Below are 15,269 nucleotides of genomic sequence, written 5' to 3' on the forward strand. Positions count from 1 at the left end.
CATTTAGATTTTTAAAGATAAAATTAATCCTGATCCATTGCAGAATCAGCAATTAATTTCAGATGTGCTTTATGTGCTTTTGAAAGTGTATTACCTCCATTGTTATTTGCCATGCGTTTAATCTGTTGCAGATTGTACAGCGCCATTGAACGCGAAGTGTGACCATAGTTTTTGTCATCCTTTACGATGGAAGCCAGCTTATTTGCATACTCGATCTGTAGATTCTGACGGAAAGTGTTCACACTACCACTGATGTCAGCCTGCATAATGGCATTATTCAATGCACTCATCATTTCACCTAAATCATACGAATTTCCATACAATTCGGAATCAACCAGTCGTTGCAATGTATTGTAGTGCAATAAATGATCAAGGGCCTGATTTTGTATGTTCAGAACCAGGCTATGAATTTTCGGATCTTCCGGGCTCGAGAAGAAGTTATAACCTCTTCGCTGCATAGCCAGGTAGTTGTAAAGTGCATCTGAAGTTTTCCATGCATTTGGTGCAAATACATATTTACTTAACGCATCCATTGCTCGCTTTTGATCTGCATAAGACACTGGTGTGAATGGCTGTGTACCACCTTCCTGACCTGCAACAGCTCGATCAACGTAGACTCCACCAATGTATCTGGAAACAACCTTGGAAGCTCCGGCATACTGACCGCTAAGGATGTAGAAATTCTGTCTCAGTTCCTGGTAAGTATCACCATCTTCAATGGTGTTTTCTTTAAGGTCAGCCATCAGTGATCTCACTGTTTCAAACCGATCGATGCTATACTGAATTGCATCACTGGATAGGTCTCCTGTATTCACCCTTGGGTCAATTGCTTTGCCCGGAGAGCGCATATCATCTGCATCGTTACCAAAGATCAACTCAGGCTTAGTGGATTGTGCTAATAGCTCATTCATTTCACTATCATTAGCAAATGGTTGGTATCCGTATTGTACTGCCCATATATCGTAAGGGCCAACAGCCGTAGAATAATAATTTCCTTGTTTTGTACGGTCTTTAGTTACGTTTACTACAACATAATCCATCACAGAACCAGTAAGCACTCCGCTTGTATTATCAACCAACTGAGCAGGAGATAACATCTGTGAAGCCTTCATGTTGTGATTCAATCCTATGGTATGACCAACCTCATGTAGGATGAGTTCAATCATAGCTTCTTTCTTGATGCCTTCCATTGCCATATCGTCACCAGCGTTTATTCCGGCTGCAATCTGACCGAACAGCATATTCTGTTGCATGAAATCACCATAATTGCAGAATTTATTATTTCCTTTTCCAAACTGAGGGGTAAACGTTTCTTCCTCATTTGCTGCCAGGTTGTAGATCTTATCATATTTTACACGGTTAGCGAAATGTACAAATTCCAACATGATGTCTGCACCTAATATCTGACCGGTTCTAGGGTTGGTAAAGCTAGGACCATAGCCACCAAATGGCGGGTTAGGGGAGCTGGTCCATCTCAATACATTGTATCGGATGTCACCTGCATCCCAGTCAGCATCATCCGGCTGTACTTTTACAACCATCGCATTTTTGAATCCAGCCTTTTCGAATGCCGGATTCCAGGCCAAAACACCTTCTTTAATAGTCTCTCTCCACTCAACAGGTGTAGTGTTTTCAATCCACCAGGTAATAGGCTCCACTGGTTCTGAAACAGCCGCATTAGGATCTTTTTTCTTCAAATGCCATCTGTTGATCAAATCCCGATAAGGCGTAGCAGATGGAGAAGTCTGATCAGTTACCTGATTCAAAAAGTATCCAACTCTAGGATCATCGAAACGAGGCTCGTAATCATTTTCCGGTACTTCGAGCAAGGTGTAAAACACCTCGACACTCACATAGCGCGCGTCCGTAACAGCACTACCACCATAGTTTTTCGGTGAGCTATTATCATAAGCATAACGAACAGCCACATTTAGGTTTTCAGGATAGTTTTTGATTGATAAGATTTGTGTTTTATCCTTGCTTGCACTTCCAAGTGAAAAAGCATTTGGATTGCTAGAACCTGATCCTTTCACCTGGGTCAGTGTTTCCTGCACAAAAAGGTTGTTAGCATCGATTAGATATACGCCATTCTCATCTGTGATAATTTCTTCACTGGCCATGATTGCACGACTTATATTGGCATCAGCTGCTCTTTTAAGCGCACTTTCTTCATCGAAATAGAAGCTGGTGTTTACTTTTTCAAACTCCAGTCTATTGAAATATTTGTTGATCTTGAAAATGAACTCGCCATCGTAGGCGCCTCTGAAAGCACCAGCCTCCAACACACCATCTTTCACTTGTCCGAAGTAGATGAATTCTTTGCCGATTTGATCTTCACGAATAGCCATCTTCACCTTTCCGGTTGTACTGTCCTGATAGATCGTGAAAAGACCATCCATTTGAGAATGCTTCTTGGTCTCTTCCGCAATCGTTTTTTTCTTGTCTTCATTTTTAGGCTCTGCAGCCTCCGTGTCGTCCTTCTTTTTTTTCTTTTTCTGTGCTTCCACAGGGACAGCAAAGATCAAAAACATGCTTATCATGAGCATGCTGCTGTTTCGAATGATTTTCATGAGTTTTTGAGTTAAAATTTTATCCAAGATACTTCGGTGAGTACTATCAAGGAAAATATTCTTGATAAAGGGTTGGATTTAAGTTATTGGTGGTTTTATGAAGTAATAACCATACAAAAAGTAGTCGAAAAATCAGACTAATTGTTTTTCCGAATGGATAATACCCTTGGATTCCATTGCCATAAGGATAACTTCTATGATTTGATGAGGCTGTAGCGTTTGGGTATTAAGGACAAGATCGTATACAGCATCACCAACAAGATCACGACTAAGCTGATTGATCCAGGTGGTGCGTTTTTCATCTATTACTCTGCATTGCAATTCTGCTTCCTGAGGGCTTAATGACCACTTCTTTTGAACTTGAGAAACACGCCATTTGCGAGGAGCCTGAAGTTTGACGTGTAAAGACTTATCGATATGTTTGGCGATGTGAGCGCCCCCCCGTCCAACAATGATGACATGCCCCTCTACAGCATAAGACCAGATGACATCCCTGAGGGTTTCTAAGATTTTTTTACTGTTTGTGCCGTAATGCTGACTAAAAGAGGCAAATAGATCTTCAGCAGCACTTTCAGCGCTCTTATCCATAAAACCACGAATTTTTCGCTCGGATAATTTCAAATCATGTGCGGCATCTTCCAGTATTTCTTTGTTGATCGCTTTCCAGGTTTTGGAATCTTTGTAGATCGGTCCAGCTAGTTTTTTAATGAGTAAGCGGGTGATATTGTTTGCGTCGCAACCGTGCTCCCTGGAAATGGTGATTACCGGACCAGGCACCTGCTCACTTTCACGAATTTTATCTCGTTCATCCAGATATTCTTTGAGATCGATCTTGGCCATGACTTCATCATTCTAGCCTATAAAAGTTACTAATATTTGAACTTAAAAGGAAGAGGATATGACAATTTATTAGTGCCATTTTCATAAATAATTTAATGATCGGATTCATTCGGTTCAGTCAACTTGCTTATCTTCAATGCATGAAGCCGCTGACATGTATTTCCATTGATGATAATCCGCTGTTTACCCGCAAGCTTGAAGCCTTTACTGAATCAATGGATTGGATTTCGATTGTCGATTCATACGATAATCCGATACAAGGAGCAACTGCCGTTGTAAACACCAATCCGGATGTTGTTTTTCTGGATATTGAGATGCCTTACATTGATGGGGAGTATCTGGTTGATTGGATCAAGCCACGACTGGAATCGATGGAGAAGCAACCAAGAATTATTGTGATATCTTCCGTAACTGAGCCACCGGAGGAACTCCTTGCCAATACCGCGGGCTTTATTAATAAATCTACTGTTACTGATCCGGAAACACTTGAGGCTAGCCTCAAGTCAATTTTAGGTTGATTTTATCGGTAGGTTTATCGTGAAGGTGGTGCCTTTACCTTTTGTACTGGTCACTTCTACCTGACCTTTGTTCAGTTTCGTAAATTCTTGTACCAGCTGCAATCCTAATCCAATTCCTTTTTCACCTTTGGTACCATAAGTACTTGATTTCTCTGTGAGTATGAACAGGTTATCGATTTGTTCCTGATTCATCCCTACACCCGAGTCATGTACACTTACAGCTACCTGCTGTCCATTCGGTTTGGCAGTAATATCGATGGTGCCACCTTCGGGAGTGAATTTTAGGGCGTTATGGATCAGGTTACGAAAGATGGTCACCGTGCTGTTAAAATCGACATAAGCACTTGACTTTGAGGCTATACTGGTTTTCAGTTTAATGTCTTTGCTTTTAGCAATGGGTTCGAAGATGCCGAACAAATCATTGATCATGGTGTCTATAGCTACGACCTCTGGTTTATAAGGTATTTGACTAAGTTCGGAAGATGCCCAGTTTAGCAGGTTGTCTAGAAGTTTGGAAAGTTGATCGGTGGCCTGATCCACTTCCTTCATCATTTTTTCGAGCTCTTCATACTTGGCTTGCTGTAGGTAAAGTGAGATGATTTGAGTGATGCCCTGAAAAGAACTCACCGGTCCTCGCAAATCATGAGAGATGATGGCGAAGAATCGATCTTTCAATCTTTTCTGTGCCTTGATTTCTCGCAGATAGATTTTAAGCGTATCATTTTCCCTTAGCGTCTCTGCATTCTCCCTCAACTGCAGGATGTGTTTGATGGTCTTTACCATCGTGATTTCCAGGTCTTTAAAGTCGATGGGTTTAGTGATGAAATCAAATGCACCCAGGTTCATGGCAGTACGTATGTTTTCCATATCACCATAGGCCGAAACAATGACGGTTTTCAGGAAGTAGTTGCGTTCATTTAGTTTGGATAACAGGGTAAGACCATCCATCTCCGGCATATTGATATCGGTGAGGACCAGGTCAACTTCAATATCGTCAAGTACATCGAGGGCATGCCGTCCGTTTTCTGCAAAGTAAAATTCGTATTCTTTGTTACGGATGTTCTTACGGAACTTTTGCTTTACCAAAGTCTCTAAATCCGGCTCATCATCAACTACCAGAATTTTCGTCATGCGCTTAGTGATTTAATCTTTTCTCGTAGCATATTGAAATCCAGTGGCTTGGTTAAAAAATCATTCGCACCAAGCTTTTTGGCTGTGTTGATGTTGTCTTCATCGCCGTAAGCAGATATCATCATCACGACAGGTGGGGGTGGGGAAGAAGACTTCTGAATTTTATCGAGAAGTTCCAGTCCACTCATGCCGGGCATGTTTATGTCAGATAAGATGAGCTTATCATGAAAACCACTGTTTTGAAGATACTCCATCGCCTCTTCGCCGGATAGAACGAACTTCAATTCAAATTCCTGTGATTTGATTTCTCGTCTGAATCGCTGCTCAAAGAGAGGCTGAACGTCTTGCTCATCATCGACTACTAATATTTTCATGGCGGTTAGTTTGTGATTGGTAATTTAAATATAAATGAAGTTCCTTTCCCTTCTTCACTTTCTACTTCAAGCGTACCTCCATGACCTTGCGTAATAATTTCATGACTCATGGATAAGCCTAGCCCTGTGCCTTCTCCGGAAGCTTTCGTCGTGAAGAAAGGTTGAAAGATTTTATCTCTAATATCCTGAGGGATTCCTGTGCCATTGTCTTTAACAATGATGACAATCTCACCTTGTCTGGATTGCGTAATCACTTTGACACTTGGTACGAATTCATCACCTGCTGTTTTTGTTTTTTCAGTCACCGCATAAAATGCATTGTTGATGAGGTTTAGAAGCACCCTACCAATATCTTGCCTGACGGCTCGAATTTTAGGTAGTCGTGGGTCTGAGACCAATTCAAAATCGGCTCTGAATTGCTTGGTTTTAGCGCGAATGCCGTGATATGAAAGGCTTAAACATTCATCAGCAAGCGCATTAATATCGGTTTCTTCTTTCTCTGAGGCGCCTGTGCGGGAGTGAAGAAGCATACTTTTAACTATTTCTTCTGCTCGTCTTCCATGATGAATGATCTTCTTTTCATTTTTGATCAAATCATTAATCAGCTGCTCAGCCTCTTTATGATCTCCTTGCCTGAGTGTCTCTTTTAATTCATTCAGCAGTTCATCATTCAGATCAGAAAAGTTATTTACGAAGTTCAGTGGGTTTTGAATTTCATGAGCGATTCCAGCTGTGATTTCACCCAAAGAGGCCATTTTTTCTGCATGAATTAGTTTTTGTTGAGCGGTTTTGAGTTTGTCGTATGCCTTTTCCACTCGTTTTTTTCCTTTTTGCTTAATGCGGTTGTTTCGCCAGAGTGCAAATGCAATTACAAGTAGGGTGAAGGTGCTGCCCAAAAAAGTGTTTTGTCGGATTTTAGAACGTAATTCATTTTCGGTTTGCTGAATTTCCAGCTCTCTCAGTTTCTGGTCAAAATCATTGAAACTATTGATAGATTGATCTTGTAAAATGTATTTAAGGCTATCTCTGGCAGCATTACTTTCAACGACATAATTTAAAGCTATCTGCTTATTGATTGGGGCATACAGGTTGGATAAGTACTCACTGCTTTTAATAACCAAAACAATGCTTCGGGACTTCTTCGCACTTTTAATAGCCAGTTCTGCATAATGGAATGTTGAGTCTCGTTGATTAATTTCTGAATAAAAACGAGACATATCCATATAAGTATGGCTCAGACTGACGTCATCATCGTAGTAGATGGAAGCGCTCTTTGACTTTCTATAGTAGGAAATGGCCTCAGCTTTGTTCCCTAATCTGCGATGCATGTTGGCAACCATCCGCAAAGGGTAGGGAGGGTTGTAGCCGGAAGGTTTCATTGCTTTATCAGTGATATCGGCAAAAATGTTTGCTGAGTCTGTCAGGTTCAGTTTGGTATAACAATCTGCTAATTGAGCGTAATTGGTCATCAATTGAAATTGATCCTTGCTTTTGAAGTCTAATGCTTGTTTTATAGCAGCAATGCTTTCTCTGTATTTTCCAGCGGATGATAGTGCCTCACCGTAAACCGAATAAGACTTGCTTAGCAAACGTTCGTTTTTCAATTGCTCAGATAGTTTGATAGCCATGGATGAGTATTCATATCCCTTTACCACATCTCCAATGACTGAGCTAACCAGTGATAGCGTGAGTAATGCATTTACTTCTCCTGTTTGATAGTTGCTTTTTCTGGCTATAAGGAGGCCATTTCTTGCATAGAAAATACTCGAATCGTATTCCGACATCCAATAAGATTCTGCCAGTGAATTTAGGGTTTGTACTAGCGTACTGTCGTTATCAGCAACAAATAGCCGGGATTTTAAACTGTCACGATAACTTTTATTATTGTGGTTATTTTGTGTGAATCCTGATTGCTGTAAAATCACTAAGGTCGATATGATAATCAGCTTCCTCATTTTGCAGGTAGTGTAATGATGAAAAAAGAGCCTTTGTTTGCTTCGCTTTCCACCTCAATCGTTCCGCCATGTCCTTTTGTGATAATTTCATGACTCATGGATAGCCCAAGACCTGTACCCTGGCCGGTCGCCTTAGTTGTGAAAAATGGCTGGAAGATTTTGTCCCGTATTTGATCCGGGATTCCGGGCCCATTGTCGGATACGGTTATTTGGATACCCCCGGCCCCTGAAGGGGTGTCGCTCAACATGGTCTTTACGGTAACTTGAGGTTGGTATTTATCTCCCCCTTGAGGGGGTTGGGGGGTGAGTTCACGACTCCTCGCTGAAACCGCCTGAAAAGCGTTGTTAATGAGGTTGAGCAGTACACGCCCAATATCTTGTGGTACCACCTTGATCTTAGGTAGAGAAGGATCTAGCTCAGTTTTAAAATCTGCATTGAAAGATTTGTCCTTGGCACGCAATCCATGGTAGGCTAGTCTCAAATACTCATCAGCCAACACATTGATGTCAGTCAGTTCTTTTTCACCACTTCCAGTGTGTGAGTGTTGAAGCATACTCTTCACAATTTCTTCTGCTCGCTTGCCATGATGAGCTATTTTATTCTCGTTCTCAAGCAAATCATTCAGAATATTCTGAACTTCCTTTTGATCATTCTTTGCTACAGTATCCTTCAATTCCTCAATCAACTCTTTGTTCAGGTCAGAGAAGTTGTTGACGAAGTTGAGTGGGTTTTGAATCTCATGAGCGATCCCGGCGGTGAGTTCACCGAGAGAGGCCATTTTTTCAGCGTGGATGAGTTGTGTTTGGGTTGACTTTAAGTCCTCAAGAGATTGATTAAGGGCTGCCGTTCGTTCGTTTACCTGCTGTTCAAGTAGTACATTTTGATTGGCCAGTAGTTCCCTTTTTTCCTCGTTGACTTTTAGCACCTTTCGGCTTTCTTCATAGACCTCTTTCAGCGTTTCATTCAAGCGTGCAGACACATAAGCTAGTAGAAACAGTGGCAGAATAAGATTTGCTAACGAAATAATCGGTTTGTCATATTCATTGTAAAAATCGAGCAGGTATTTATGAATGCTGATATAGAAAAGAGTGGCAAGTGTGGCCGAAATAACACCAATCACCACTGCCCATTGGGCGCCTTTAATGGACTTCCAGTTTTTGTGCAGTAGGTTACCATAATATGCCATCATGATTGAAAACGCTATTCCAAAAGGTAATGAGACGGAGAAAAGATGAGCCGGTGAATTCGTTAATAACATTACCGTAAGAATAACGATAGACCAACGTGAGATTCGTTTGATTAACATCCATTCCAGAATAACCAATCCGAAAATGGTAGCAATGGCTTGTAAGTTGATCAATGATAGGAATCGTATTTTCTCCACGAAGTAACTAATCTCAAAAAACGAATGGAAGTAGATGGCAACCGAGGTGAGCATTACAATGGTGACCAGCCAGGCAATCAGCTTAAATATCTTTTGCGTCGGGTTAAGAAAAAACAGGAACCAAAACAACACGAATAACAATACACTTAAGCCGATACTCAGTGTACCAAAAATGTAGGTGGTTTTGACAGAACGCTCTAAATAGTTAAGATATTCCGGTCCTGTAATTGCAAGGAGATTCTTGAGATTATCGGGCTTTAACCTGAGCTCTCGCTGAGTAAAGAAGCTCTCATAATCCACAAAGTGAATCGCGAGAAGGTATGTCTTTCCAACCTCCAGGTTGATTGGAACTGGCTCTTTTAATACAGGATTAAACGCTCGGTATGGATTGCCTGTATCACCGAAGGAGTGAAGCAACTCACCATCGATGTAGATGTCAGTAGCTGCCCAGAGATCTCGGCTGATCGCCAATAACTTTCCTTCAAATGATTTATCCAGCTTGATTTTCACCCTGAACCAACCTTCCAGTCGACCGGAAGCATCTTCCATCTCTGCAGTGAGTTCAATTGGTTTAAATGATTGCCAGTCATCGGTGCTTAATTGCACTTCCGACCAGGAGGGATCATTCCCCTGCTTAAAAATCCATCCGTCCAAGGGTGCGAGATACAATCGCTCATGTGACTTGAATTGATTGGTACTTAGTGTTATTACCTTTTCCTGGCTCCAGCTTATTTGACAGAGCAACAAACCAACCATGATAAAAGCAAAGTGATGACCTCTTTTCATCCGATGGGAATTTTAACCGTAAAAGTTGTTCCCTTCCCTTCTGTACTTTCCAGTTCAATTTTACCTCCATGGCCTTTGGTCACAATGTCGTGACTAATTGAGAGACCCAGACCGGTACCGGATCCGGTAGCTTTTGTGGTGAAAAATGGTTGAAAAATTTTCTCTTTGACCTTTTTTGGGATACCGGCTCCATTGTCTTTCACATGGATGATGAGATTCTTCTCATCACTTTCTGTGATCACCTCTACTTTTGGCTTGTACCTGGAGGCTCCATTGTTTTTAAGTCGCTCAGCAGTGGCATGGAATGCGTTGTTGATCAGGTTGAGGAATACCCTTCCAATATCTTGAGAAACCACCTTGACTTTTGGAAGATCCTCAGCCAATGTGCAAATAAAGTCGGCGTTAAAGGTCTTGTCTTTGGCGCGTAAACCATGATAGGATAGACGCAGAAATTCATCTGCAAGTAAATTAATGTCGGTCAGTTCTTTCTTTCCTTCACCGCCCCTGGAATGCTGAAGCATGCCCTTAACAATGTCTTCCGCTCTTTTCCCGTGATGAATAATTTTTTGCTCATTCACCCTTAAATCCTTTAGAATTTCCTTCACCTCTTCCATATCACCTGCATCTAATGCTGCACTCAGCTCATCGATGAGCTCTGCATTCAGGTCAGAGAAGTTATTCACGAAGTTGAGCGGGTTTTGAATCTCGTGCGCAATACCGGCGGTGAGTTCACCAAGAGAAGCCATCTTTTCGGAATGAATCAGCTGGCTTTGAGTAGATCGAAGTTCACCGAGGGCATCTTCAGACAGTTGCTTGGCTTTCTCTAGTTTGATGAAATCCTCATACCTCGTATACGCAATGGAGAAGGCGTTTCCTACATCGTGGATTAAGTTCAGGTCGTCATCGGCCAGAAACTCTTCGGTTCCGATGTAGAGCATGCCTTGTTTGAAAGGAACGAATTGGAGGCAAAGTTGGTCAGGAGGGAGAGGTGAATGTTGATAGGTGTATGGACTGTCCACTAATCCCTGATCTGCCAGACCCTCAGACCACTGAACGAACTCTTCTTTACTCCATTTTTCACTAAATATTTTCTGATTCTTCCAGTGTTCACTTGCCGTCTTTGTGATTTCACTGTTGTCAAAATCCAACGTCATAGAGGCGATGGATTTTCCCATTGGAGTGGATAAGTACATGTGTATTTTTCTGGCGTGTTCATCCATGATAAAAATTCCACATCTAAAAAAGGAAATTCCAAGCGTACTAAGCTCCATCCAGATAAACGGTGTGAGTTTTTCCAGGTCATTCTGACTTCTCATAGAGGCAATCTCAGCTCGGATTCTATCTAAGGATGCCTGCTTCTTAGCCTGCTCTGCTTGCTGTGCGGCTTTTTGTAAATCATCAAAACGCTGATAGGCTAAATCGAACGTACGAGCCATCTTGATGACAATCTTCTCCGTGTCCTTGTCAGGCTTAGTCATCATGTCAAGTGTCAACAATCCACTGGAGAAGCTGCCAAACGGATTCCATTGCGTTTTGAGCTTATTGTTTTCAATCGCTCTTTTCAGGCTTTGGTAGTTCTCTTCGTCCACCAGCTTCCATTCTTCCAGCTCTTTTTTGTTTTTCTCCAGGTCGTACTCTATCACAAAATACTCTTCGCCTTTTTTCCATTTGCGCCAGAATTCACCCAGCATGTTAAACTCCTTTGGATCATAGGTAGACTTATGATCACGGGTATAGCCCATGTTGCCGGGATCCGAGATATCCCACATGGTCACTATGTCATTTTCATCAATCAGAATGAATGCCGCACCCGTGATGCCTTCAATGCCGAGCATTGTGATTTCTTTAATGAGCGTCTGTGTTACTTTGACCAGATCACTTGGTTTGTGCATGGCCATCGCTTCAGATCTAACCCGCTCAACTGCCGCTTCAATTTGGGCTTCTCGCGCTTGATGTTCTGCCTGCTTCAGGTCTTCGAACCTTCTGTATGCCAAATCAAATGCTACGGCAAACCGCCGAAGTGTTTCAACCCCTTCTTTTGGAGGATCAGGGATGTTTCCCGGCAAACTATAGCCAATTTCTCCGTGGGTAGTTCGGGCCATGATGAAGGTCAGTCCACCAAGATTTCGTACGTCTTCCAGACTGGGGGCATTCGGATCCAGCTGCTCGAAATCGCCAAGAGAAATCATCTTATCGACATACGTCACAGCTGTCTCTGTATCCATGGGAAAAACCAACGTAGGTTCCTTACCTTTTTCCCACTTGTCAACTAGCGGAATGTCACCATGGATATGCCGCGGCAGTTTCATCACCATGCCAATCCGTGTACCATCACCGGCAGTCATGGCCTTATCGTATCGATCCTGAAGCCAACGCATGTGCCAGAAGTAATGGGCCTCATGGCCCAGACTCACAAATTCCTTACGCATGGTGACCACAATATCCTGAAGGTCTCTTGATTCCTTCATTGCAGTGGCCTGGGCTCTAATTCGTTCTAATGCCAGTTCTATTTGGGCTTCTCTGGCTTGAGCTTCCGCTTTCTGCAGGTCCAGGAAACGGGTGTAGGCCTGCTCAAAAACTTTGGCAAACCTTTCAAACACTTCTTCGCTCTCATAGGGTTCTGTGGTGATGACCAGCAAGTACCCATACTTAAAGTAGGCCGCATGCCACTTTTGCCAGGTTGGAAATTGGATTCCATTATCAAGCATCCCCTGAAAGATTGGATTAACATCAGGTACGGAGAGCATGTATTTGTAATGATCCCTGAGTTCCTGACCACCTTTTTCGATTGAAAATGATTTTAGCTGCTTTTTCCAGCCCCTGTACATTTGTTTGTGCGCTGGATCAATGTTATTGGGAATTTTGAGGTGAGGCATAATTCCATTTTCATTGGCAAACCAAAACTCATCCACATCCGAATTATTTTCACAGAATCCAAAGCCTGTTCCCCAAAGCTCACCACCTAAACTCTTAAGTTGTTGAAAGAGAACAAATGCGACATCTCCAATTTCTTCACTTTGGTGCATGGCCATGGATCGTGCCCGCACCCGTTCTAATGCCGTCTCTATCTGCGCTTCCTTCGTCTGCTTTTCAGCTCGTTGCAGATCGAGAAAACGGGTATAAGTCTGTTCAAAAACCTTTGCAAACCGTTTGAAAACATCATGTGACTCAGGTACAGGCTCGATGGTGATAAAGAGAAGGTAGCCGTATTTAAAGTAGACCACATGGTCGATCTGATATTCCGGAAAAGAGCCGTTGGTTTCTTTTAGTTTTTTAAGCACATCGCCTATTACCGGAAGTGTGCTCATGTATTCATAATGTTCGATGCACTTTTGACCTTTAAATTCCTGCACATGAATGGAGTTTCCTTTTTGTCCCAGGTCATAATATTTCTTAAAAATACCTTTCCTCGGGATCGTGTAGGTTGGCAGGATACCTTTTTCATTTCCAAACCATTCGATGGAATCCTTTTCTCGGTATATGTTGAAAGCGCATCCCCATGTTTTAATGCCCAGATTTCTAACCTCCTGATCCAGCAGAAAAGAGGTCTCCGACAGCTCATCACTGTGTTGCATGGCCATCGTTTTGGCACGAACACGTTCCAATGCTGCTTCAATTACAAGTTCACGGGTTCTTTCTGCAACTTTTTCTTCTAGTTCAACCTTTAACCGATCCCACTCATTTACCGGCATGATTTGATCTTCTAACACATTGGGGTCTGGTGTAGAAGCGTGAGCGTGTGAATACTTCCAGGCTTCATCTATTTGTTGCAATATGCTAGTGACCCTCGTATTAAAGAGAGAATTACCATTAGTTGTAAACTCGAATGCCTCAACAATACAATAGGTATTATTACCAAAATAAAAGCTTGAAAGTATCGACCGCTTCAATTCAGGCTTGATGTGAGCTAGTTCATTGCTCTGATTTTTAAAAAAATGACTAAGCTCTTTTATTCCTCGAAACACTTCATTTTCACCGGTTCCGATGACTAAAACATCTTTTGTACAAATTTCCTTTAAGTTCTTAGTTGGTGCACCATGAAAAGCTACTGCTAAAAAGCGTTCATAAACGTCAAAGATGTCTTTTGGAATTTTTTTAAGTGATTTTGTTGAAGTAGGCAAGGTAATATGTGGTGTTAAAGGACATAAGTTACCCGAGTTTAAGGAATCACGCAAGTGCATAATCTGCATTATCTAAAGAATAACCAACCCCTTACCCTCCAGGGAGGGGAATTTTCTTCCTGATCCGGTCTTCTTCCGTCGTTGGGGATGAGCGTATAACTGTATCTAATAACCTAAGATATTTTAGGTAGCGGATGTCATCCTGAATTTATTTCAGGATCCGGCATTCGAGGGTATGTGTTGGGAGGGGGATGTAAGTACACTAAACAACTACTAACCCCTTTATTAAGTGCGATTGATATAATGCGCAAATGCATTTTACCACTCAGGTATTCTAAGACAATTCCAAATTTAAATTATTGGAATAGTAATATTTCTGCTTAGCATACTGCATAGTATCTACATATGGTGTACCTCGCTTGACGACAGCAAATACTCTTGACACGATCTTATTTCTTATGATGTTTTGCGTTGACAGTTTGTTTTTCCCCATCTTCAATCTTCGTTCGTTGTAAGCCTTCATCTCTGGATTAAATCGTACTGATGTTGTAGCTGCATTTGACAAAAGGCCTTTGAGCCTCTTGTTAGCCATTGGATTGATTTTTTTAGGACTGGTGCTCTTTCCAGATTGGTGATCAAACGGAGCAATTCCTGAATAACATGCAAACTTCCTCCAATTGTCGAAGCAAGTAAAGCATTTGGTGTAGGCTATGAAGTGAAGTCCGAGAACAAATCCTACACCCTTTACTGAAGTCACGAGTTTGTATGTTTCACTTATTTTGGGGTCGCACTTCATCTGATCCATCAGCTCAGACTCAATCTTGTTTATCTGTTTGTCAAAAGCCTTGATCATGTCATTGTGGGTCTTGAACAAAACTTCATTCTCACCTGCCTTCAGGAATGCTTTAAATTCCTTAATTGTGCCCTTATATTGAGCTCTCTGACGCACTAACCTATCCCTGAATGACAGTAATCGCTTGATTTTAGTGATGGATCCAGAAGGTAACACGGTTGGTTCCATCTCCTCTTTTCTTAGGTAGGCATACTTTGCAATCTGAATAGAATCAATCTTATCGTTCTTCCCTCTTACCATCCCTAAGGATCTCTTGATCTCCAGCCCTGGAACCATTGCAAAGAGAAGTCCTTGAGCATTTAAATACTCAGCCAATGGAATTGAATACAACCCGGTATGCTCAAAACAGAACAGGACATTGTTAAGCTCCCCAGAGTTCCTAACCCATTTGATGAGCTTCTTGATACCCGGTATTCCATTGTGAAACTGCTTGTGTTCTTTGAGATGATAATTGTAAGCGTCGAGGGAATCTTTTGAGACATCCACCCCAACTGTGTTCATAATCTTCTTCATTCTAGGTAATTTTAATAGTTGCAAAAACTAAGACCTTTAATAAGACCTGGGAGTCTAAAATTCTAAATGGTTCTTAGCAACAAATTGGAATGGGGACTAATACTTGAGATAGGTCATTCCTAGCCGCGGGGTAAGTTCACCCCATTCCTTTCTTTAAAATACATCTCTTGAAATAATTATAGAAGACTAAACTAAAGGCCGTGGTGGCCCTTCATTTTTGGTT

Annotated in this window: 9 protein-coding genes; 1 reads left to right on the forward strand and 8 read right to left on the reverse strand. The window is 41.8% G+C overall.

Going from position 1 to position 15,269, the window contains the following annotated elements:
• Positions 1 to 23: 23 nt before the first annotated feature.
• Both RIC88_RS14915 and RIC88_RS14920 read right to left on the reverse strand, forming a co-directional pair.
• Positions 24 to 2,570 carry a zinc-dependent metalloprotease gene (locus tag RIC88_RS14915; protein WP_350218357.1) on the reverse strand — a complete coding sequence of 849 codons (2,547 nt, stop codon included), beginning with the start codon at positions 2,568 to 2,570 and terminating at the stop codon, positions 24 to 26.
• Between the two features lie 132 nt (positions 2,571 to 2,702).
• Positions 2,703 to 3,410: a cytidylate kinase-like family protein gene (locus tag RIC88_RS14920; protein WP_350218358.1), complete on the reverse strand. Its 708-nt coding sequence runs from the start codon at positions 3,408 to 3,410 to the stop codon at positions 2,703 to 2,705.
• Between the two features lie 140 nt (positions 3,411 to 3,550).
• Between RIC88_RS14920 and RIC88_RS14925 the strand changes: the two genes are divergently transcribed.
• Positions 3,551 to 3,928 carry a LytR/AlgR family response regulator transcription factor gene (locus RIC88_RS14925; RefSeq protein WP_350218359.1) on the forward strand — a complete coding sequence of 126 codons (378 nt, stop codon included), beginning with the start codon at positions 3,551 to 3,553 and terminating at the stop codon, positions 3,926 to 3,928.
• Here RIC88_RS14925 and RIC88_RS14930 read toward each other — a convergent pair.
• The 6 genes from RIC88_RS14930 to RIC88_RS14955 all read right to left on the reverse strand — a co-directional run bounded on the left by RIC88_RS14930 (position 3,920) and on the right by RIC88_RS14955 (position 15,046).
• The gene (locus RIC88_RS14930; protein ID WP_350218360.1) at positions 3,920 to 5,059 is read right to left on the reverse strand and encodes a hybrid sensor histidine kinase/response regulator; all 1,140 of its coding nucleotides are present in this window, start codon (positions 5,057 to 5,059) and stop codon (positions 3,920 to 3,922) included. The two genes, RIC88_RS14925 and RIC88_RS14930, sit on opposite strands and share 9 nt — an antisense overlap.
• Entirely contained in the window at positions 5,056 to 5,433 is a 378-nt protein-coding gene (locus RIC88_RS14935; protein ID WP_350218361.1) for a response regulator, read from the reverse strand. Before RIC88_RS14935 ends, RIC88_RS14930 begins: the two co-directional genes overlap by 4 nt.
• A gap of 5 nt (positions 5,434 to 5,438) precedes the next feature.
• Positions 5,439 to 7,388: an ATP-binding protein gene (locus tag RIC88_RS14940; protein ID WP_350218362.1), complete on the reverse strand. Its 1,950-nt coding sequence runs from the start codon at positions 7,386 to 7,388 to the stop codon at positions 5,439 to 5,441.
• Positions 7,385 to 9,559: a sensor histidine kinase gene (locus RIC88_RS14945; RefSeq protein WP_350218363.1), complete on the reverse strand. Its 2,175-nt coding sequence runs from the start codon at positions 9,557 to 9,559 to the stop codon at positions 7,385 to 7,387. Before RIC88_RS14945 ends, RIC88_RS14940 begins: the two co-directional genes overlap by 4 nt.
• Positions 9,556 to 13,680: an ATP-binding protein gene (locus RIC88_RS14950; RefSeq protein ID WP_350218364.1), complete on the reverse strand. Its 4,125-nt coding sequence runs from the start codon at positions 13,678 to 13,680 to the stop codon at positions 9,556 to 9,558. The genes RIC88_RS14945 and RIC88_RS14950 overlap by 4 nt, the downstream gene beginning before the upstream one ends.
• 334 nt (positions 13,681 to 14,014) lie before the next feature.
• The gene (locus RIC88_RS14955) at positions 14,015 to 15,046 is read right to left on the reverse strand and encodes an IS110 family RNA-guided transposase (protein ID WP_350218365.1); all 1,032 of its coding nucleotides are present in this window, start codon (positions 15,044 to 15,046) and stop codon (positions 14,015 to 14,017) included.
• Positions 15,047 to 15,269 lie beyond the last annotated feature (223 nt).

The organism is Ekhidna sp. (assembly GCF_040220215.1).
Taxonomy (GTDB): domain Bacteria; phylum Bacteroidota; class Bacteroidia; order Cytophagales; family Cyclobacteriaceae; genus Ekhidna.

Coding starts and splice junctions, on each gene's coding strand:
- RIC88_RS14915 (WP_350218357.1), bottom strand. CDS start 2,570: ATGAAAATCATTCGAAACAGCAGCATGCTCATGATAAGCATGTTTTTG.
- RIC88_RS14920 (WP_350218358.1), bottom strand. CDS start 3,410: ATGGCCAAGATCGATCTCAAAGAATATCTGGATGAACGAGATAAAATT.
- RIC88_RS14925 (WP_350218359.1), top strand. CDS start 3,551: ATGAAGCCGCTGACATGTATTTCCATTGATGATAATCCGCTGTTTACC.
- RIC88_RS14930 (WP_350218360.1), bottom strand. CDS start 5,059: ATGACGAAAATTCTGGTAGTTGATGATGAGCCGGATTTAGAGACTTTG.
- RIC88_RS14935 (WP_350218361.1), bottom strand. CDS start 5,433: ATGAAAATATTAGTAGTCGATGATGAGCAAGACGTTCAGCCTCTCTTT.
- RIC88_RS14940 (WP_350218362.1), bottom strand. CDS start 7,388: ATGAGGAAGCTGATTATCATATCGACCTTAGTGATTTTACAGCAATCA.
- RIC88_RS14945 (WP_350218363.1), bottom strand. CDS start 9,559: ATGAAAAGAGGTCATCACTTTGCTTTTATCATGGTTGGTTTGTTGCTC.
- RIC88_RS14955 (WP_350218365.1), bottom strand. CDS start 15,046: ATGAAGAAGATTATGAACACAGTTGGGGTGGATGTCTCAAAAGATTCC.